We start from the raw sequence: 19146 nt of genomic DNA, 5'->3' as shown, positions 1-19146 counted from the left end.
CCGGCCCGCCCCAGGGCGGCACGGCCACGCCGAAACACGGCCGCAAGGCCGGCGGACCCGGGCGGCGGCGCGCGTTCCACGCCGCCGCCCGGCTCGCCCGCCCTCCCCCTTCTCCTCGTACACCTTCTCGTCGTACACCTTCTCGTCGTACACCTCACGCGCCCGCCCCACCCCGCCCCCCTGACACCCCGCGAAGGACGCCCCGCACCATGACGCAGTCCGCCACCCAGCACCGCGGCACCACCGGCGACACCGCATCCGGCCCCTCGTCCGGCACGGCCCGCGACGCCTCCCCCGGCGCGGCCGCCCCCGCCGGCACCCGTACGCGCACCCACACCTGGCAGCCCCCGGCGAGCTACGCGACCGCAGCCGGCCGCACCGGGCTGGAACTGGCCCGCATGAGCCTGGACGGGAGCCTGCCGGAGGCCCCCGTCTGCGGCACGCTCGGCTTCCGGCTGGTGGCCGTCGAGGAGGGGCGGGCCGTGTTCGAGGGCGAACCCGGGGAGCACCTCCTCAACCCCATGGGCACCGTGCACGGCGGCTACCTGGCCACCCTCCTGGACTCCGCGCTGGGCACCGCCGTACTGAGCGCCCTGCCGGCCGGCCGCGCCTACACCACCATCCAGCTCGGCGTGAACCTGGTCCGGCCCGTCCTCGCCACCACCCCGGCCCTCCGCTGCGAGGGCGTCACCCTGCACGTCGGCCGCACCACGGCGACCGCGGAGGCCCGTGTCACCGGCGCGGCCGACGGGAAGCTGTACGCCCACGGGACGACCACCTGCGCCGTCTTCGCACTGCCCGGCACCGGCTGACGGCAGAGGGCTCACAGGCTCACAACCGGCAGGCGGCAGCCGGTGCCGGCCGCCGGCCTGAGCGGTCGAAAACCGGTGGAGTGACGCCGCGCGATGCGCCTAGGCTCGTCCGATGAGTACACGGACCTTCCGCATCACCGTGCGCGGCGCCTTCACCGGCCTCACCGACGCACAGCGCGCCGAACTGCTGGCCGAGGCCGCCGAGCACGACATGCTGCACGCCGCCTTCAGGCCCGAGGGGCACCTCAGCTACGACATCGCCGCGCGCCCCGCCTTCACCTTCCGCTTCTCCGCCACCGGAGAGGAAGAGGAGGACATCCTGGAGGCGACGGAGCAGGCCGAGGAGTCCGCGCGGGCGTGGCTGACGGGGCGCGGCTACGACTTCAAGAACCTCCGCTCCACCGCCGAGGACCTCTCCCAGGCCCCCCTGGGCAAGCGCCGGCGGCGCAACGCCCGTATCGTCGGCTCATGAACTTGAGTACTCAAGGAGATGTCAATGACTGACGCCGCCGACGCCCTGGACGCGTCGCTCCGGCTGATCCGGGCTCAGGCCGCCCTGGCCCGGCGGTTCGACGCCCGCCTGAGCGGTCTGCACGGCGTGAGCCTGGCCGACTTCACCCTGCTGCTGCGGCTCGGGCAGGCGCCCGGCGGCCGGATGCGCCGGGTCGACCTGGCCGAGGCGGTGGGACTGACCGCTTCCGGAGTGACCCGCGCGCTGGCACCCCTGGAGCGGATCGGACTGGTGAGCCGCGAACCGGACGCCCGTGACGCGCGCGTGGCCCACGCGGCGCTCACGGACACGGGCCGGAGGCTGCTGGCGGAGATGCGCGGGACGGCGGAGGAGACCGCCGCCGGACTTTTCGCCGCGCCGCAGTGGAACGCGCAGGACATCGGGACCCTGTCCGGGCTCCTGTCCCGGCTCGGCGGCACCGGCCTGCCGGAACACGGCGGCCCGGCCCGCTGACACCCGCCGCGGCCGCCCGTTCCCGGACGCCGCCGGGCGCCGAGTCGCCCCGCTTCGGGCCGACTTGGGAGGTGGCCGGATTGTGGGGGCCCGGTGCCCGAGGTCATGGCATCCTCATGCCCCATCACGTTGTTACTGGCCGGTACGAACCGTCACCGGCACGTCCGTGGTGTGACCTCAGCACCCCCCCACTTCCTCCAGGACCGACCTTGCGCAGACGCATGAGGCACGGGCGCGCCCTGCTGCCCGCCTTCGCCGCCACCACCCTTCTGCTCTCCGCCGGCTGTTCGTCGGCCGCCCCGCACACCGCGGAGCGGCCCGCCGGACACGACCGGGCGATCCGGGTCACCGACGCCTCGGGCGCCGACCCGGACCGCTCGCTCACCGTCGCGGCGGCTCCCGCGGCCCCCGGGGCGACCGCCGCGACCGCCGGTCCGCGGGATTCCGGCCGGCACGCGCACAGGACCACGCTCACCGTCAGCTCCTACGACGCCCGGACCCGCCGCGCCGTCATCTCCGGCGGCGCCGGGAGCCCCGCATCCCCGTCGCCGGCCACCCCCGCACCGCCCTCTCCCGGACCCTCGTCCCCCGCGCCGTCGTCGCCCGCGCCCGCTCCCCCGGCGGCGCCGCACGAGGCCGCCGTGGGCGATGTCATCGCCAGCGCCCCGGCACCCGGCGCGCCGCACGGGCTGCTGGCCCGGGTCACCGAGGTGATCGGCCGCACGGACCGGGGCACCGAGGTGCAGACCGAACCGGCCGCGCTCAACTCGGTGCTGGGCGACGGCACGGCCAAGGGCACGGTCCCGGTCGCCCCGGCCGCCTTCGACGTCCGCAAGCTGCTCCCCGGCGTCAAGGTCTCCTGGTCGAAGCCGGGCGGCGTCCACATCGGCCCCGAGGGCGCGACCGTGCCGCTCGGCAGCCTCCGCGTCGACGTCGGCGCCAAGGTGCCGACGGCCCCGGGCACCCCGGTCCCGGCCACCGCCTCGGTGTCCGGCTTCGTCCAGGTCGCGCCACGGGTCGACTTCACCTACGGCGGCACGGGCACCCACGCGGCACCGGGCTCGGCCTACCTCGGCGTGTCCGGGCGCTGGACCTCCGGCTGGTCGGTCACCGGGCGGGCCGCCGCCGGGGGCGGAACCCCGGTGCGGATCCCGTTCGCCGAACTGCACGCCGACCCGGTGCTCCAGGTCGGCCCGGTGCCCGTGGTCGTCAGCCTCGACCTGACCTGCTACGTCCAGATCGACGGCGACGGCCGTGTGAGCGTCGACATGGCGCAGACGGTCCACGGCGGCTTCAGGGCGGGCGGCACCTTCGGCCCGGCCAAGGGGTGGACGCCGGTCAGCTCCACCGACGTGACGAGTACGCCCGTACGGGCCTCCCTGACCACCGCCGGCCGGCTGCGGACCGCCCTCGGCGCCGAGGCCTCCGTCGGCCTCTACGGCACCGTCGGCGTCACCGCCGACCTCGCGCCGTATCTGCGCGGCGAGGCCTCCGTCACCGTCGGAACCGGAAGCGGCACCGGCACCGGCACGCACAGCGGCACCACCACGCCCGCCCACCAGGACTCCGGCGCCGGCACCGGCAAGCGGGCCGCCCCCTCCCCCGCCGCCCGGGGAGCCAGGGCGCACGGCGTCTGGCAGGTGTACGGGGGCGTCGACCTGTCCGGCACGCTGCGGATCCAGCTGTCGCTCTTCGGCACCCCGGTGCTCCAGCGGAGCGTCCCGCTGGGTTCGCTGCACCACGAACAGAGGCTCGCGGGCGGTTCGCTGACGTGACGTCGGACGCGGCAGGGCGGCACGGACGCGTCACCTGTCCCGGGCCGCCCGGCCGCCGTGCGCACGGCGGGCCGCGCACGGCGCGCGCCCGGCGTCACCCCTCGCCGGGCACCCACCCCTGGCGGCGCAGGACCGCCGCCACGTCGGGGGCCCGGTAGTGCTCCCCCTTGAGGACCTTGCCGTCGGAACGGCGGGCGATCTCACCGCCGGGACCCCGCTTGCTCATGTTGGCGCGGTGGATCTCGGCGATCACCTGGTCGAGATCGATGCCGTGGACCAGCGCCGTGCCGTACGCCACGTACACGACGTCGGCCAGTTCGTGCGCGAGCCGGTCCAGCGGGCCCTCGACCGACACCTCGGCCACCTCGGCGGCCTCCTCGGCCAGCAACTCGCCTCTGTGCGCGGCCAGTCCGGGGGACACCGCGGACGGCGTGACGCGGGCGTCGAGACCGAAGGCGTGGTGGAACTCGTGGACGAGGCGGGCGGGCGAAGTGCTCATGCGTCGACTGTAACGGGCACCCCGGACAGCGCCTCCAGGTTTTCCACAGGGCCCCGCGGCCGCCCCCCGCCCCTGGTCAGCCCCGCACGCGGCTGGCAGGATCGCCCGCATGTCCCAGGTGTTCCCCTCCCCCGGCAGGCGCGGCGTGCTGGGGATCGCGGCCGTCGGTGCCGTGGTCCTCGGGCTGCTGCTGTGGTGGCTGCTGCCGCTGGGCGAGAAGCCGCCGGGCGGCACGATCGTGTTCAGCACGGGCACGCCCCGGGGCGTCTACCAGGAGTACGGCGAGCGGCTGCGCACCGAGCTGGCCAAGGACATGCCCGGGCTCACGGTGAAGCTGCTGAACAGCGCCGGTTCCCAGGAGAACGTCCAGCGGGTGGCGTCCGGCCGGGCCGACTTCACCATCGCGGCGGCCGACGCGGTGGAGACGTACGAGCTGAACCATCCCGGCAGCGGCGCCCGGCTGCGCGGGGTGGCACGGCTCTACGACGACTACGTGCAGCTGATCGTGCCGCCCGGGTCCACGGTCGACAGCGTCGCCGACCTGAGGCACAAGCGGGTGGCCGTGGGACTGCCGAACTCCGGGGTGCGGCTGATCGCGGACCGGGTGCTCAGGGCCGCCGGCATCGATCCGCACAAGGACATCACCCCGGTCGCCGAGGGCATAGACACCGGGCCCGACCGGCTGCGGCAGGGCCGGATCGACGCCTTCTTCTGGTCCGGCGGCCTGCCCACGAAGGGCCTGAGCGAGCTGGCGGACAGGTCCGGGTTCAGGTTCGTGCCCATCGACGGCGACCTGGTCACGCGTCTGCACGCGACCGGGGAGGCCGCGCGCTACTACCGGGCGACCAACATGCCCGAGTCGGCCTATCCGTCCGTGCAGCACGGCTCCTCGGTGCCGACCATCGCGGTGTCCAACCTGCTGATGACCCGGGCGGACATGGATCCCCGGCTCACCGAGTGGCTGACCCGTACGGTGATCAAGAGCCGCGACGGCATCGGCGCGCACGTCCACTCCGCGCAACTGGTGGATCTGCGCACCGCCGTCTACACCGACCCGCTGCCCCTGCACGCGGGCGCCCGGCGCTACTACCGGTCCGTGAAGCCGTAGCGGCACGGGCCCGCGGACGCACCCGGGGCCGCGGCCCCGGCGGCCGCCGCTCGGTCACGGGTGCCGGGGCACCGTCACCGTCACCCGCAGTCCGCACGGCTCGTGGTGCGCGTAGGACAGACGGCCGCCGCCGGCCGCGAGCAGGGCGTGGGTGATGGACAGTCCGAGGCCCGAGCCCTGGACGTTCTGGTGGCGGCCGCTGCGCCAGAACCGGTCGCCCACGCGCGCGAGTTCGTCGTCGGTGAGGCCCGGCCCGGTGTCGGTGACCTGGATCGTCGAGGTGTCACCGGTGGAGTGGACGGCGACCTCCACCGTGCCGCCCTCGGGGGTGAACTTCACGGCGTTGTCGATCACCGCGTCCAGCGCGCTGGACAGGGCGATCGGGTCGGCCCAGGCGGTGGTGGGCGGGCAGTCGCCGGTCAGCCGGACGTCCCTGGCCCGGGCGGCGGGCGCCCAGGCGGCCACCCGCTCCCCGGCCAGCGCGCCGATGTCGGTCAGGCGGAGGTCGGCCTCGGCGTGTTCGGCGAGCGCGAGTCCGAGCAGGTCGTCCAGGACCTGGGCGAGACGCTTGCCCTCGGTACGGACGGAGGCGATCTCCTCGTTGTCCTCGGGCAGTTCGAGAGCGAGGAGTTCGATGCGCAGCAGCAGCGCGGAGAGCGGGTTGCGCAACTGGTGCGAGGCGTCGGCGACGAAGGCGCGCTGCTGCTCCAGCACATCCTCGACGTGGTCGGCCATCTCGTTGAACGACCGCGCCAGACGTCTGAGTTCCGGTGGGCCGCCGGCGACCGCGACACGCGACTTGAGGCGTCCGGTGGCGATGTCGTGCGTGGTGGCGTCCAGTATCCCGACGGGCTTGAGCACCCAGCCGGTCAGCCGCAGCGCGGCTCCGACGGCGAGCAGCATCGCGGCGATCTCACCGGCCCCGATCAGCAGCCAGCCGCGCAGCGTCCGTGAACGCATCTGCCCGGTGGGCGAGTCGGTGACCACGACCGCCACCACGTCACCGTCCCGGATGACCGGGGAGGCCACGACGACGCCCGTCCGCTGCCAGGGCCACACCTGGTGCGGGTCATGGCTGCGCCGGCTGAGCAGCGCCTCGTCGAACGCCTCCCTGACCTCCCCCTTCGGCGGTACGAACCAGTCGTCCGGTGCGTTGGCCATGGCCGAGCCGTTGCGGTAGAAGACACCGGCGCGAATGCCGTACACGTCGTAGTAGCTGTCCAGTTCGCGGCGCAGTGTCTCGCGGCGCTCGTCCGGGGCCGCGGGGCGGGAGCCCATCGGCGCGTCGGTGACGAACTGCGCGAGGGACGCGAAGCGGGCGGTGTCGTCGATCCTGTCGACGACGACCTTCTGCTGCTGGGCGCCGGCGACGCTGACGGCGAGCGGGATGCCGAGCGCGAGGAGGACGGCGGCCATCAGGACGATGAGCAGCGGCAGGAGCCGGGTGCGCACCTGTGCCCGCTACCGGGCCGGGGCGACGAGCCGGTACCCGACGCCGCGCACGGTCTCGATCAGTGCGGGCAGCCGCAGTTTGGCGCGCAGGGAGGCGACGTGCACCTCCAGGGTGCGCCCGGTGCCCTCCCAGCTCGTCTGCCACACCTCGCTGATGATCTGCTCACGCCGGAAGACCACGCCGGGACGCTGCGCGAGCAGGGCGAGCAGGTCGAACTCCTTGCGGGTCAGCTGGACGTCCGCGCCGTCCACGAGCACCTTCCGGGTGGGCAGTTCGATGCGGACCGGGCCGAGCAGCAGGGCGTCCTCACCGGCCGCCGCGGGGTCCTCGTGCACGGTGCGCCGGCTGACGGCGTGGATCCGGGCCAGCAGTTCACCGGTGTCGTAGGGCTTCACCACGTAGTCGTCGGCGCCCAGGTTGAGCCCGTGGATGCGGGAGCGGACGTCGGAACGGGCGGTGACCATGATGACCGGGGTGCTGGTGCGCTTGCGGATCTTGCCGCACACCTCGTAGCCGTCCTGGTCGGGCAGTCCGAGGTCGAGCAGGACCACGCCGAATCCGTCGCCCTCGGGGACGAGGGCCTGGAGGGCCTCCTCGCCGCTGCGCGCGTGGGTGACCTGGAAACCGTGGCGGGCGAGGATCGCCGAGAGCGCCGCGGCGACGTGGTTGTCGTCCTCTACGAGCAGCAGTCTCATGACGTCTCCCTCCGGTTCGGTGGTCGTACGGTTCCGGTTCTCGTCCGGGCGGTGGGCCGCGCACCCGCGCGCGTGCACCATGGCAGTGATGCCGATGGACCAAGACGGCGTCAAGAGGGTTCGGGTTGCCCGGGGGTTCCGTTATCCGGCCGCAACGCGCGGGGAAGGCAAGTGCTACGACACGTGTCCGATTGCTATCGGATCGTGATGCTCAGATTCACCTCAGATGTGATGACGCTGGTCACCGGGGCTCACTACTGTCCACCGAAACCGAGGAGGACGGAGCCCGAGAGCGATGACCGAAGTATCGGTGGCCAAGGAAGACGTGGTCGCGTCGGACGAACTGGTCGTCCTGAAGAGCGTCAACAAGCACTTCGGCGCGTTGCACGTGCTCCAGGACATCGACCTGACGATCGCCCGCGGCGAGGTCGTCGTGGTCATCGGACCCTCCGGGTCCGGGAAGTCGACCCTGTGCCGCACCATCAACCGCCTGGAGACGATGGATTCCGGCACCATCACCATCGACGGCAAGCCGCTGCCCCAGGAGGGCAAGGCGCTGGCCCGGCTGCGGGCGGACGTCGGGATGGTGTTCCAGTCCTTCAACCTCTTCGCGCACAAGACCGTGCTCGAGAACGTGATGCTGGGCCAGCTCAAGGTCCGCGGCACGGAGCGCAAGCAGGCCGAGGAGAAGGCGCGTGCCCTGCTCGACCGGGTCGGGGTGGGCGCGCAGGCCGACAAGTACCCGGCGCAGCTGTCCGGTGGCCAGCAGCAGCGTGTCGCCATCGCCCGCGCGCTGGCCATGGGCCCGAAGGTCATGCTCTTCGACGAGCCGACCTCCGCGCTCGACCCCGAGATGATCAACGAGGTCCTCGAGGTCATGCAGCAGCTGGCCCGTGAGGGCATGACGATGATCGTCGTCACCCACGAGATGGGCTTCGCGCGTTCGGCCGCGAACCGTGTCGTCTTCATGGCGGACGGCCGCATCGTCGAAGAGGCGGCGCCCGAGCAGTTCTTCAGCAATCCGCGCAGCGACCGGGCCAAGGACTTCCTGTCCAAGATCCTGCACCACTGACGGGACGGGGCCCGCGCGCACCGGGCCCCGCTCCCTCACGGACCGCGTTCCTCACCACCCGAAGGATGTTCACGATGAAGCTCCGCAAGGTCACCGCCGCCTCGGCCGTCGTACTCGCCCTCACCCTGTCGGCCACCGCGTGCGGTGGTGACAAGAAGGACGACGGCGCCTCCGGCGGTGGCAAGAAGATCGCCGTCGGCATCAAGTTCGACCAGCCGGGCCTCGGCCAGAAGACCCCGCAGGGCTACGCGGGCTTCGACGTGGACGTGGCCACCTACATCGCCGGCAAGCTCGGCTACAAGCCGGACCAGATCGAGTGGAAGGAGTCGAAGAGCGCCGACCGCGAGACCATGCTGCAGCGCGGTGACGTCGACTTCATCGCCGCCACGTACTCGATCACCCCGGAGCGTCAGCAGAAGGTCGACTTCGCCGGCCCCTACCTGCTGGCCCACCAGGACGTGCTGGTCCGCGCGGACGACAGCTCCGTCAAGACGCCGGCCGACCTGAACAAGAAGAAGCTGTGTTCGGTGACCGGCTCGACGTCGGCGCAGAACGTGCACGACAAGCTGGCCCCCAAGGCCCAGCTGCTGCAGTACCCGACGTACTCGGCCTGCCTGACCGGTCTGCAGAGCAAGGCGATCGACGCCCTGACCACCGACGACTCGATCCTCGCCGGTTACGCCGCCCAGGCCCAGTTCAAGGGCAAGTTCAAGCTCGGCGGCCTGAAGATGACGAACGAGAACTACGGCATCGGCGTCAAGAAGGGCAGCGACCTCAAGGCCAAGATCAACAAGGCTCTCGAGGACATGGTCTCCGACGGCTCCTGGCAGAAGGCCGTGGACAAGAACCTGGGCCCGGCCCAGTACAAGAACGAGCCCGCCCCGAAGATCGGCGAGATCAAGAGCTGAGGCAACGCCCGGCAGGCGCGCCGTCCGTGAGGGCGGCGCGCCCGGGCATCCCTACACGCGGAAGCGCGGGAGATCGTGTTCGACTTTCTTGACAAGTACGACGTGCTGGGCGCCTTCTGGACGACCGTGCAGCTCACGCTGCTGTCCGCCGTCGGCTCCCTGGTCTGGGGCACCTTGCTGGCTGCCATGCGGGTGGGTCCGGTGCCGCTGATGCGCGGTTTCGGCACCGCCTACGTGAACATCGTGCGGAACATCCCGCTCACGGTGATCATCCTGTTCAGCTCGCTCGGCCTGTACCAGACGCTGGGCGTGAGCCTGGGCTCGGACGTGGTCGACACGGTCAACTTCCGGCTGTCCGTGCTCGGGCTGGTCCTCTACACCTCGGCCTTCGTGTGCGAGGCGATCCGCGCCGGCATCAACACGGTGCCGGTCGGACAGGCGGAGGCGGCACGGGCCATCGGCCTGAGCTTCACCCAGGTGCTGGGGCTGGTCGTCCTTCCGCAGGCCTTCCGCGCCGCCGTCGGTCCGCTGACCAACGTACTGATCGCGCTGACGAAGAACACGACGGTGGCCGCCGCGATCGGCGTGGCGGAGGCCTCGTTCCTGATGAAGAAGATGGTGGAGAACGAGGCGGAGCTGCTGCTCATCTCCGCGGTCTTCGCCTTCGGGTTCTGCTGCCTGACGCTGCCGACCGGTCTGATCCTCGGCTGGGTGGGCAAGAAGGTGGCGGTGAAGCGATGAGCTCTGTCCTGTACGACGCCCAGGGTCCCGGCGCCAAGCGGCGCAACATCCTGTACACGGCGGCCTTCCTGGCGGTCCTCGCGGTCGTCGTGTGGTGGGTGTACTCGGCCCTCGACGAGAAGGGCCAGCTGGCCTGGGTGCTCTGGAAGCCGCTGTTCGGCTCCGAGGCCTACACCACGTACGTCTGGCCCGGTCTGCAGAACACCCTCAAGGCCGCGGCGCTGGCCATGGTCATCGCGCTGCCGCTGGGTGCCGCGCTCGGCATCGCCCGCCTCTCGGACCACGCGTGGGTACGCGTCCCGGCCGCGGCCCTCGTCGAGTTCTTCCGCGCGATACCCGTACTGGTCCTGATGATCTTCGGGAACGCGCTGTACGCGATGTACACCGACGTCAGTTCGGACGACCGCCCGCTGTACGCGGTGGTCACCGGCCTGGTGCTGTACAACGCGTCGGTGCTCGCCGAGATCGTCCGCGCGGGCATCCTCACCCTGCCGAAGGGCCAGTCCGAGGCGGCCATGGCGATCGGCCTGCGCAAGGGGCAGGTCATGCGCCTCATCCTGCTGCCGCAGGCCGTGACCGCGATGCTCCCGGCGATCGTCAGCCAGCTCGTCGTGATCGTGAAGGACACCGCACTCGGCGGCGCGGTCCTCACCTTCCCCGAGCTGCTCGCCTCGGCGAGCACGATGAGCGCCTACTACGGCGCCAACACCCTCGCCTCGTTCACCGCGGTCAGTGTCATCTTCGTCCTCATCAACTTCTCCCTGACCTCGTTCGCGAGCCGGCTGGAGCAGTGGCTGCGGCGGAGCAAGAAGTCGACCGGCGCGGTGCTCGGAGCCCAGGACGTGGCGACCGTCGTCGAGAAGGACGCGGCCGCGGCCGACACCGACGTGCGAAACTGACGATCACTCAAATAGCATGACCTCCAGAGGCAGCGGCTTGATCGCCACTGCCTCTGGGCACTTGACGCAAACTCTGCCAATGGGTTGCATACGTTCTGTGATCGTGCACCCCGCTTCACCTTCCTGTTCACCGGCATCCGTCACCGCACCGCTGCGGGCAGGGGGCGCCGCGCCGTGGACCCGGTGATCATCGTCGGAGCGGGGCCTGTCGGGCTCACGCTCGCCCTGGCGCTGGCCCGCCAGGAGGTGCCGTCCGTCGTCCTGGACGAGGGTCCCGGCAAGGACGAGCCGCGCCCGGCGCGCACCGTCGTCCTGCGCGAGGACACGGCCGCCCTGCTGGAACGGCTGACCGGAGCCGCTCCCGGTGAGCACGGACTGCACTGGACCGGATGGCGGTCGCTGCGGCGCAGGCAGGTGATGAGCGAGACCCGTTTCCCGGCGGACGGAACCGCCCCGCTGCACATCGCCCAGCACGTCCTCACCGGCGCCCTGCGCGCCGCCGCCGCGGCCGAGCCGCTCGTCGAGGTGGCCGCCGACAGCAGGCTCGACGCGATCGAGCAGGAGCGTTCCGGCGTCAGCGCGCACACGCGCGGCCCCCAGGGAACGTGGTGGCGCGGCAGCTACCTGGTCGGCTGCGACGGCCCCCGCTCGACCGTGCGCAAGCTCCAGGACATCCGCTTCCCCGGCCGTACGGCGGTGGAGCGGCACGCGGTCGCCGCCCTGCGCGCCGAACTCCCCTGGGAAGGGGAGGCACTGCTCCACCGGCTGCCGCCGTGGCGGTCGTCCGGGCCGACGGCCGGAGAGGTGACCGCCCGTCCGCTGCCCGACAGCGTGTGGCGGCTGGACTGGCTGCTGCCGCCCGGCAAGGACCTCGTCACGCCGGAACTGCTGGTCTCCCGGATCCGCGAGACCCTCGCGGGGTGGACCGAGGGCTCCACACCGGCGTACGACCTCCTCGACACCGGTGTGCACACCGCGCACCACCGCCTCGCCCGCCGCTGGCGCGCCGGCCGGGTCTTCCTCGCCGGCGACGCGGCCCACCTGCTCGGCACCCTCGGCACCCAGGAGCTCGACGAGGGCCTCAGGGACGCCGACAACCTGGCCTGGAAGCTGGCCACGGCCTGGCATCACGGCCCGTGCGAGGCGCTGCTGGACAGCTACCAGACCGAGCGGCGCGCGGTGGTCGCCGCCCGGCTGCGCGCCGCCGACCAGGCGCTGCCCGTCCTGCGCGGCGGAGGCGGACTGCGGCACTACGTGCCCGGCACGGCCCGCAACCACGACCTGCTCCTCACGGACGGCCACCTGGGGCGCGGGCCCCTGGGCGCGCCGGGCACGTACGCCGGCTCGCCGCTCACGCCCCGGGACCTAGAGGCCGAGATCCCGGTCGGCACCGCGCCCGGCGCCCCGGTGACCGATGTCCGGGTCACCGCGGAGGACGGGTCCTTCGTACGGCTGCGCGACCGGCTCGGCCGCGGCGCGCTGCTCGTCGTGCTGATCGCGCCGGGCACGGGCGTGTGGGACCGCAGGCACTGGATGTCGGCCGGGGTCATGCCGCGGCTCGCGGCCGCGGTCACCGCGCTCCCGCACCCGGCCGAACTGCTGGTCGCCGAGACCTACCCGGGCGCGCCGGCGCACAGCGTGCTGCTGGTACGGCCCGACGGCCATCTGGTCACCGCGCTGAGCGGGGTCCGCCCGGCCGATCTGTACGCGGCCGCGGAGGCCGCGCTGGGCGGTGCCGTGAAGGAGGACGCGGAGGCCGGTTCTCCCGTGCGCTGACCGCGCACCCGGCGCGCTCCGTCCACATGGTGACGTTCGATTGACCGGAGTACGGCCGCGTGCTGTACTCCGGATCGTGACCGACACCTGTGTGCGCCTGTGGCGGAGGGTCCATATGGACCTCGTCCGCTATGCGGGCTGCATGTGTCGCCCGTCCCGCTGAATTCGCTTCCCTCCTCTTCTCCGGGCGCCGTCGTGCGCCCGTTCGGCGAACTCTCCTCAGGACGGTGCACGTGTCTGTCTTGCCTCCCTTGTCCCCCGCTGCCGTCGTGCCCGTCGCCGCCGCGCCGGCCACCGGTCCGGCGCCCTCGCAGGCCGACCTCCTCGCCTTCGTACGGCGTGCCGCCACCGACGCCGCGCTGATCGCCTCCCTCCCGCTCGACCCCGAGGGCCGCACCTGGGTGCGGCTGACGGGCCCGGGCGGCAGCGAGGCGTGGCTGATCGGCTGGCCGCCCGGTTCCGGCACGGGCTGGCACGATCACGCCGACTCGGTCGGCGCCTTCGTCACCGCGTCGGGCGAACTCAGGGAGAACGCGCTGGCCGCCCGGCTGCCCACCGACGGCTGGAAGACCCTCGAACTCTCCGACGGCGTGGACCGCACACGCCGTCTGGCCCCGGGCCAGGGACGCGGCTTCGGTCGCCACCATGTGCACGAGGTGCTCAACGAGTCGCCCGCCCGACACGCGGTCTCCGTCCACGCCTACTACCCGCCGCTGCCGCGGATCCGTCGTTACAGTCGCACCGGCCAGGTACTCCGCCTGGAGCAGGTCGAACGCCCGGAGGACTGGAGTTGAGCGGCGGTACGCGGGCAGGAGCGGTCGGCATCGACGAGCTGCTGGAGCGGGTGCGCACCGGCTACCGGCGCGTCGAGGCGCGGCAGGCCCACGAGGAGGCGCGCGCCGGTGAGGCCCTGCTGGTCGACATCCGGTACGCGGCGCTGCGCGAGCGGGACGGGCTGATCCCGGGCGCCGTCGTGATCGAGCGCAACGAGCTGGAGTGGCGTCTCGACCCGCAGGGCAGTCACCGCATCCCCGAGGCCACGGGGCACGACCTGCGTGTCGTGGTCATCTGCAACGAGGGCTACGCCTCCAGCCTGGCGGCGGTCTCCCTGCATCAGCTGGGCCTGCACCGCGCGACGGACCTGGTGGACGGCTTCCAGGCGTGGCGTGCGGCGGGGCTGCCGGTGCGGGAGGCGGGCACGGCAGAGGGCTGACGCGTCACGCACGGGACCTGCTCGTCACGGGGTCGGCGCGTCTTGGGGGCGGCGCGTCTTGGGGGCGGCGCGTCTTGGGGGCGGCGCGTCGCGGAGCCGACGCGTCACCCACCGGGCCGAGGTGCCAGGTGGCCGGCCGTCAGAACCCGTCGCTCTCCAGGAACTCCGTGTCCTCTCCCTCTTCCTCCAGCGCCCGGCGGACGACACGGAGGGCCATGCCCTCGGGATAGCCCTTGCGGGCGAGCATGCCGGCCAGGCGGCGGATCCGCTTGTCGCGATCGAGGCCACGGGTGGCCCGGAGCTTGCGCGCGACCAGGTCCCGGGCCGTCTCCTCCTCCTGTTCGGAGTCGAGCTGGGCGACGGCCTCGTCGATCACGGTCGACTCGACGCCCTTGGTGCGCAGTTCGCGGGCGAGCGCGCGCCGGGCGAGCCCCCGGCCGTGGTGCCGCGACTCCACCCAGGCGTCCGCGAAGGCGCTGTCGTCGATCAGCCCGACCTCCTCGAACCGCGAGAGCACCTCCTCCGCCACCTCCTCGGGGATCTCCCGCTTGCGCAGGGCGTCCGCGAGCTGCTTGCGGGTGCGCGGGGTCCCGGTGAGCAGGCGCAGGCAGATGGCCCGCGCCCGCTCGGCCGGGTCTCCCGAGGACTCCCCCCGCTCGGCCCTCGACGAGGAAGGGGCGTCTTCGTCCTCCCCGGACGGATCGCCGAAGCCGCGCCGGCGGCGGCCACGCCTCCGGCCGCCCCGTGGTCCCTCGGCGTCCAGTGGCTCCTCGCCACCCCGGAGACCCCGGCCCGACGAGCCGCCCCCGTGGGGCTCGTCGTCCTGATGTCCGCCGCCGGCCCCGGGGCCGGCGTACCGCCCGTCCCCGTGTCCGCCGTGTCCCGCGTACCCCGCGTCCTCGTGCCCGTCGTCACCGGCCGCGGCGGAGCGCGGGTCGGCTCCGGTGCCCCTCCCCCGTGAGGCACCGGAGTCGGCGTACTCGTACTCGGCCCAGTCGGTTCGTCGCGTCACGGGTCAGCTCTTGGCTGCGGAGGCCTTGGGCTTGGTGGCCTTGGCCGCGGGAGCGGGGGCGGGCACCGTCTTGGTGTCGTCGGTCGCGGTGGTCGCCGCGTCCGCGCCCGGCTCGGCGGCGGGCTCCTCCGGCCGGACACCCACGCCCAGCTTCTCCTTGATCTTCTTCTCGATCTCGTTCGCCAGGTCGGGGTTGTCCTTGAGGAAGTTGCGCGCGTTCTCCTTGCCCTGGCCGAGCTGGTCGCCCTCGTACGTGTACCAGGCACCGGCCTTGCGCACGAAGCCGTGCTCCACGCCCATGTCGATCAGGCCGCCCTCGCGGCTGATGCCCTGGCCGTAGAGGATGTCGAACTCGGCCTGCTTGAAGGGCGGCGCGACCTTGTTCTTGACGACCTTGCAGCGGGTGCGGTTGCCGACCGCCTCGGTGCCGTCCTTCAGGGTCTCGATGCGGCGGATGTCGATACGCACCGAGGCGTAGAACTTCAGCGCGCGGCCACCGGTCGTGGTCTCCGGGGAGCCGAACATCACGCCGATCTTCTCGCGGAGCTGGTTGATGAAGATCGCGGTGGTCTTGGACTGGTTGAGCGCGCTGGTGATCTTCCGCAGCGCCTGGCTCATCAGACGGGCCTGGAGACCGACGTGGCTGTCACCCATCTCGCCCTCGATCTCCGCGCGCGGGACGAGCGCGGCGACGGAGTCGATGACGATCAGGTCGAGCGCGCCGGAGCGGACGAGCATGTCCACGATCTCCAGCGCCTGCTCACCGTTGTCGGGCTGGGAGAGGATCAGGTTGTCGATGTCGACGCCCAGCTTGCGCGCGTACTCGGGGTCGAGAGCGTGCTCGGCGTCCACGAAGGCGACCTGACCGCCGGCCTTCTGGGCGTTGGCCACGGCGTGCAGGGTCAGGGTCGTCTTACCGGAGGACTCCGGGCCGTAGACCTCGACGACGCGGCCGCGCGGCAGGCCACCGACGCCGAGGGCGACGTCGAGCGCGGTCGAACCGGTCGGGATGACCTCGATGGGCTCCAGCGACCGCTCGCCCATGCGCATGACCGCGCCCTTGCCGAATTGCCGTTCAATCTGTGCGAGTGCGGCGTCGAGCGCCTTCTCGCGGTCGGTTCCTGCCATGGGTTCCACCCGGTTTGCTTGAGTCGATCGCTTCACGTCAAAGACGCTAACGCCTGCCACTGACAATGCGCCCCGACGCCGGCTCTCCCTGTGGACAACTAGGGGACATACCAACGTAAACCGTGCTCAAATTCCCGTCGAGAGCCTCGCCCGAGCCTCCATGAGAATGTATGTTCGATTTTTGTGTCAAGCGCGCCACGCGGCGTCCCGGCGCCCGGCCGTACGCCTGCGCGAGGCGATCACCCACTCGAGCGGTGCGCCCGGCCGACGCACTCACCCGATGGTGAGTTCCCCCCTCCTCGCAGCCACGGTGCCGTGATGCTCGAAGGACGCGGCGGGTGACCGCCGCCATGTCCGTACGTGCCGGTGGGGAGTGGGCATGACACAAGGAGCGGGACACCGAGAAGCGGGACACCGCGGAGGCCTGGACGAGCAGGCGGTGCTCCTGGTGGCAGGGGTGGCCGACCTGGCCGTGAGCACACTGGGTTCGGCCCTGACGGCGGTACGCGGACTGCTGCGGCGCTCGGACACGGCGGAGCTGGCGGCACAGGCCGAACACGAACTGCTGGCGCGCGGCCGCCTGGCACTGGACCGGTACGCCGCCGTGCCCCCGGCCCATCTGGAGGTCCTCGCCCGGCACGCGCTGACCCGGCGGCCGGCCGATGGCGTCTGAGGCGTGGGAGCCGGCCGCGTTCAAGGCGCGCGTCGACCGGGTGCTGCGCCGCTTCGTCGCCGAGGAGGCCGACCGGTTCGCGGCGGTCGACCCGGTCCTGGGCCCGGTGGCCGGGCAGCTGGAGGCGGCCGTCGCGGACGGCAAGCGCCTGCGGGCGGCGTTCTGCTACTGGGGCTGGCGCGCGGCCGGGCAGCCGGACAGCGAGGCGCTGGTGAGGGCCGCCGCCTCCATGGAACTGGTGCACGCCGCCGCCGTGGTCCACGACGACCTCATCGACGACAGCCCCCTGCGGCACGGGCGCCCCACCGCCCACCGGGCCCTGCGCGCGGCCGTGCCCGGACATCCGCGGTCCACCGCCGCCGCGCGATCGCTGGCCATGCTGGTCGGCGATCTGCTCATGGCGCTGGCCGGTCAGCTGTTCGCCGACAGCGGGCTGCCCGCCGCCTATCTCGGCCGGGCCCGCCCGCTGTGGGCGGCGCTGGCCCGGGAGCTGATCGCGGGCGAGTGCCTGGAGATCATGCTCACCGGGACCGCGCCGGACACGTCGGCCTCGCTCAAGGTCGTCCGCTACAAGACGGCCAAGTACACCGTCGAGCAGCCCCTGCTGATCGGCGGCACCCTGGCCGGAGCCGGGCGGCGGCTGCGCGAGGGCTACTCCTCCTACGGGCTTCCGCTCGGTGAGGCGTTCCAGCTGCGGGACGATCTGCTCGGCCTGTTCGGGGACCCGGACCTCACCGGCAAGGCCGAGGCGGACGACGTGCGCGGCCACCGGCCCACCGCCCTGCTGGCGGAGACCTGGCGCGCCTCGGACGAGGACGGGCGGGAGCGGCTGCGGGCGCTGCTGGGCCGCGGCGACCTGGACCAGGACGGCCTGGACGCCGTACGCGGCGCGATGCACCGGCTGGGGGCGCCCGGCCGCGTCGAGAACATGATCACCGCGCGGGTCGAGGAGGCACTCGACGCCCTCCACGAGCTGGACGTGCCCGCGCCCGCCGCCGCTGCCCTGACCTCACTGGCCCATGCGGCGGCGGTCCGTCCGTCCTGACCGCAACCGGGCGGCACGCGCGCGTGCCGCCCCGCGCGGCCTCCCCCTCCCTGCGGCCGGGACCCTCCCGTGCCCGGACAAGGAGTCCCCGTCATGACCCGTACCGAGGCGTCCATGGACGCCCTGCGCCGAACCGGCGACGAACTCGCCGACGCCACCGTCGCCACGCTCTTCGAACGCGGGGAGGTCGGCAAGTTCAACACCCTGATGCGCTACGTCTCCACCGCCGGGGCCCCGCTGCCGGACGGGCTGCCCGAGGTCGCCCGCGAGTACCTCGAGGCCACGAGCGCCCCTCCCGCCTGGGTGGACTGGGGCGAGATGGAGAAGGCGCGGCTGTTCTTCATCGACAACAACGTGCACATCTCGACGGCCCTGTCCTTCGCCTCGATGCCCGCCTGCTATGTCGTGCCGACCGTGGCGAAACTCCTGTCGGCGACCCATTCGCTGAAGTACCCGTCCAAACGGATGGCGGAGACCGGCCAGTTCACGGTCTACCTGATGCAGCCCGGCGCCTTCGAGGCCGGCAGCAGGTTCGTGCCCGCCGCCCAGAAGGTGCGCCTTCTGCACGCCTCGATCCGCCATCACCTGAAGCGTGAGAACGCCTGGGACACCGAGGCCCTCGGGACGCCGATCTGCCAGGAGGACATGATCGGCGGGCAGATGTTCTTCTCCATGCTCGTGCTGGACAGCCTGCACCGCCTCGGCATCCACATGTCGGCGGAGGGCGCGGACGCCTACTACTACGCCTGGCGCGTGGTCGGCGCAATGCTCGGTGTCGACCAGGACGCCGTACCGAAGGACCTGGACGAGGCCCGCCGGTTCCTGGACCTGTACATGATCCGGCACATGGGCCCCTCCGAGGAGGGGGCGCGGCTGACGCGCCAGCTGATCGACCTCTACGAGGAGGTCGTGCCCGGGACCCTCTTCGACCCGGTCGTGTCCGCTCTCATCCGCTATCTCGTCGGCGACACCTGCGCGGACTGGCTGCAGGTCCCCCGCACCCGGTGGGACGGCGTCGTCAAGGCCGTCCCCCACCTTCTCGGGGTCCTGGAGAGCATCGAGGACCGCTCCCCGCTGGGCGCCTGGGCCCTGGACCGTCTCGGCCACCTGACGGCCGTCCTCGAACTGTCCTCCCTCACGCGCGGACGGGTCATGCACTACGCCATTCCCGAACAGCTCAAGAAGGACTACGGCGTCGACGGCGCGGTCCCCCGCACCCACCGCTGGACACCGCCCGCACCCACGGTCCCCTCCTGACCCTCCGCCCGTACCGGCGCGGCACCCGCCCCGGTACGGCGCGGCACCCGCTGCTCCCGACGTCGTACGGGCGCTGTCTCCGGACGGACGACGACGGTCCGGGGCGCTCCCGGGAG

General features: G+C 72.6%; 21 protein-coding genes. 16 read left to right on the top strand and 5 right to left on the bottom strand.

What is annotated here, in order from left to right; all coding sequences use genetic code 11:
- Positions 1-209: 209 nt before the first annotated feature.
- From ACIPRD_RS15420 to ACIPRD_RS15405, 4 genes are all read left to right on the top strand, one after another.
- A complete protein-coding gene (locus ACIPRD_RS15420; protein ID WP_401563255.1) occupies positions 210-812 on the top strand; it encodes a PaaI family thioesterase in 603 nt (200 codons plus the stop codon).
- Positions 813-924: 112 nt separating this feature from the next.
- Entirely contained in the window at positions 925-1284 is a 360-nt protein-coding gene (locus ACIPRD_RS15415; RefSeq protein ID WP_356406860.1) for a DUF6204 family protein, read from the top strand.
- Positions 1285-1308: 24 nt separating this feature from the next.
- A complete protein-coding gene (locus ACIPRD_RS15410) occupies positions 1309-1776 on the top strand; it encodes a MarR family winged helix-turn-helix transcriptional regulator (RefSeq protein WP_401563252.1) in 468 nt (155 codons plus the stop codon).
- A 221-nt stretch (positions 1777-1997) separates the two neighbouring features.
- Positions 1998-3551 carry a hypothetical protein gene (locus ACIPRD_RS15405; RefSeq protein ID WP_401563250.1) on the top strand — a complete coding sequence of 518 codons (1554 nt, stop codon included), beginning with the start codon at positions 1998-2000 and terminating at the stop codon, positions 3549-3551.
- Positions 3552-3645: 94 nt separating this feature from the next.
- Here the strand turns inward: ACIPRD_RS15405 and ACIPRD_RS15400 are convergent, their stop codons facing one another.
- Positions 3646-4050, bottom strand: coding sequence for a MazG nucleotide pyrophosphohydrolase domain-containing protein (locus ACIPRD_RS15400; protein WP_356406869.1), 405 nt, complete (start codon positions 4048-4050; stop codon positions 3646-3648).
- A 109-nt stretch (positions 4051-4159) separates the two neighbouring features.
- Here ACIPRD_RS15400 and ACIPRD_RS15395 point away from each other — a divergent pair, with 109 nt between their 5' ends.
- A complete protein-coding gene (locus ACIPRD_RS15395; RefSeq protein ID WP_356406872.1) occupies positions 4160-5158 on the top strand; it encodes a TAXI family TRAP transporter solute-binding subunit in 999 nt (332 codons plus the stop codon).
- Between the two features lie 54 nt (positions 5159-5212).
- Here ACIPRD_RS15395 and ACIPRD_RS15390 read toward each other — a convergent pair whose 3' ends face one another.
- Both ACIPRD_RS15390 and ACIPRD_RS15385 read right to left on the bottom strand, forming a co-directional pair.
- A complete protein-coding gene (locus ACIPRD_RS15390; protein ID WP_356406875.1) occupies positions 5213-6610 on the bottom strand; it encodes a HAMP domain-containing sensor histidine kinase in 1398 nt (465 codons plus the stop codon).
- Positions 6611-6619: 9 nt separating this feature from the next.
- A complete protein-coding gene (locus tag ACIPRD_RS15385; RefSeq protein WP_356406878.1) occupies positions 6620-7306 on the bottom strand; it encodes a response regulator transcription factor in 687 nt (228 codons plus the stop codon).
- Positions 7307-7601: 295 nt separating this feature from the next.
- On the opposite strand from ACIPRD_RS15385, the gene ACIPRD_RS15380 reads away from it, so the two are divergent.
- From ACIPRD_RS15380 to ACIPRD_RS15345, 8 genes are all read left to right on the top strand, one after another.
- On the top strand, positions 7602-8378 hold the full coding sequence (locus ACIPRD_RS15380; protein ID WP_356406881.1) for an amino acid ABC transporter ATP-binding protein: 777 nt from the start codon (positions 7602-7604) through the stop codon (positions 8376-8378).
- A gap of 74 nt (positions 8379-8452) precedes the next feature.
- A complete protein-coding gene (locus tag ACIPRD_RS15375) occupies positions 8453-9286 on the top strand; it encodes a glutamate ABC transporter substrate-binding protein (protein ID WP_356406884.1) in 834 nt (277 codons plus the stop codon).
- A gap of 75 nt (positions 9287-9361) precedes the next feature.
- Positions 9362-10027: an amino acid ABC transporter permease gene (locus tag ACIPRD_RS15370; protein WP_356406887.1), complete on the top strand. Its 666-nt coding sequence runs from the start codon at positions 9362-9364 to the stop codon at positions 10025-10027.
- The gene (locus ACIPRD_RS15365) at positions 10024-10926 is read left to right on the top strand and encodes an amino acid ABC transporter permease (RefSeq protein WP_356406890.1); all 903 of its coding nucleotides are present in this window, start codon (positions 10024-10026) and stop codon (positions 10924-10926) included. Before ACIPRD_RS15370 ends, ACIPRD_RS15365 begins: the two co-directional genes overlap by 4 nt.
- A 174-nt stretch (positions 10927-11100) precedes the next feature.
- Positions 11101-12702, top strand: coding sequence for an FAD-dependent monooxygenase (locus ACIPRD_RS15360; protein ID WP_356406893.1), 1602 nt, complete (start codon positions 11101-11103; stop codon positions 12700-12702).
- Between the two features lie 76 nt (positions 12703-12778).
- The gene (locus tag ACIPRD_RS15355) at positions 12779-12865 is read left to right on the top strand and encodes a putative leader peptide (protein WP_401564166.1); all 87 of its coding nucleotides are present in this window, start codon (positions 12779-12781) and stop codon (positions 12863-12865) included.
- Positions 12866-12935: 70 nt separating this feature from the next.
- Positions 12936-13496, top strand: coding sequence for a cysteine dioxygenase (locus ACIPRD_RS15350; RefSeq protein WP_401563244.1), 561 nt, complete (start codon positions 12936-12938; stop codon positions 13494-13496).
- Entirely contained in the window at positions 13493-13915 is a 423-nt protein-coding gene (locus ACIPRD_RS15345) for a rhodanese-like domain-containing protein (protein ID WP_356406896.1), read from the top strand. Before ACIPRD_RS15350 ends, ACIPRD_RS15345 begins: the two co-directional genes overlap by 4 nt.
- 139 nt (positions 13916-14054) lie before the next feature.
- Here the strand turns inward: ACIPRD_RS15345 and recX are convergent, their stop codons facing one another.
- The gene (gene recX / locus ACIPRD_RS15340; RefSeq protein WP_401563242.1) at positions 14055-14927 is read right to left on the bottom strand and encodes a recombination regulator RecX; all 873 of its coding nucleotides are present in this window, start codon (positions 14925-14927) and stop codon (positions 14055-14057) included.
- Positions 14928-14930: 3 nt separating this feature from the next.
- Positions 14931-16055 (bottom strand): recombinase RecA, encoded by a 1125-nt coding sequence (recA, locus tag ACIPRD_RS15335; RefSeq protein WP_356406902.1) that lies wholly within the window; start codon positions 16053-16055, stop codon positions 14931-14933.
- Positions 16056-16434: 379 nt separating this feature from the next.
- Here recA and ACIPRD_RS15330 point away from each other — a divergent pair, with 379 nt between their 5' ends.
- The 3 genes from ACIPRD_RS15330 (at position 16435) to ACIPRD_RS15320 (ending at position 19030) form a co-directional block, all read left to right on the top strand.
- Positions 16435-16728, top strand: a complete 294-nt coding sequence (locus ACIPRD_RS15330) for a polyprenyl synthetase (protein WP_401563240.1) — start codon at positions 16435-16437, stop codon at positions 16726-16728.
- Positions 16718-17773, top strand: a complete 1056-nt coding sequence (locus ACIPRD_RS15325) for a polyprenyl synthetase family protein (RefSeq protein ID WP_401563238.1) — start codon at positions 16718-16720, stop codon at positions 17771-17773. The genes ACIPRD_RS15330 and ACIPRD_RS15325 overlap by 11 nt, the downstream gene beginning before the upstream one ends.
- A gap of 93 nt (positions 17774-17866) precedes the next feature.
- Positions 17867-19030, top strand: a complete 1164-nt coding sequence (locus ACIPRD_RS15320) for an oxygenase MpaB family protein (protein ID WP_356406910.1) — start codon at positions 17867-17869, stop codon at positions 19028-19030.
- Positions 19031-19146: the final 116 nt, after the last annotated feature.

The sequence above is a fragment of the Streptomyces sp. NPDC090108 genome, assembly GCF_044747185.1.
In the GTDB taxonomy this organism is placed as follows: Bacteria; Actinomycetota; Actinomycetes; order Streptomycetales; family Streptomycetaceae; genus Streptomyces.
Note: the sequence above shows the minus strand (reverse complement) of the source record. Positions and strands in the feature narration are given on the sequence as shown.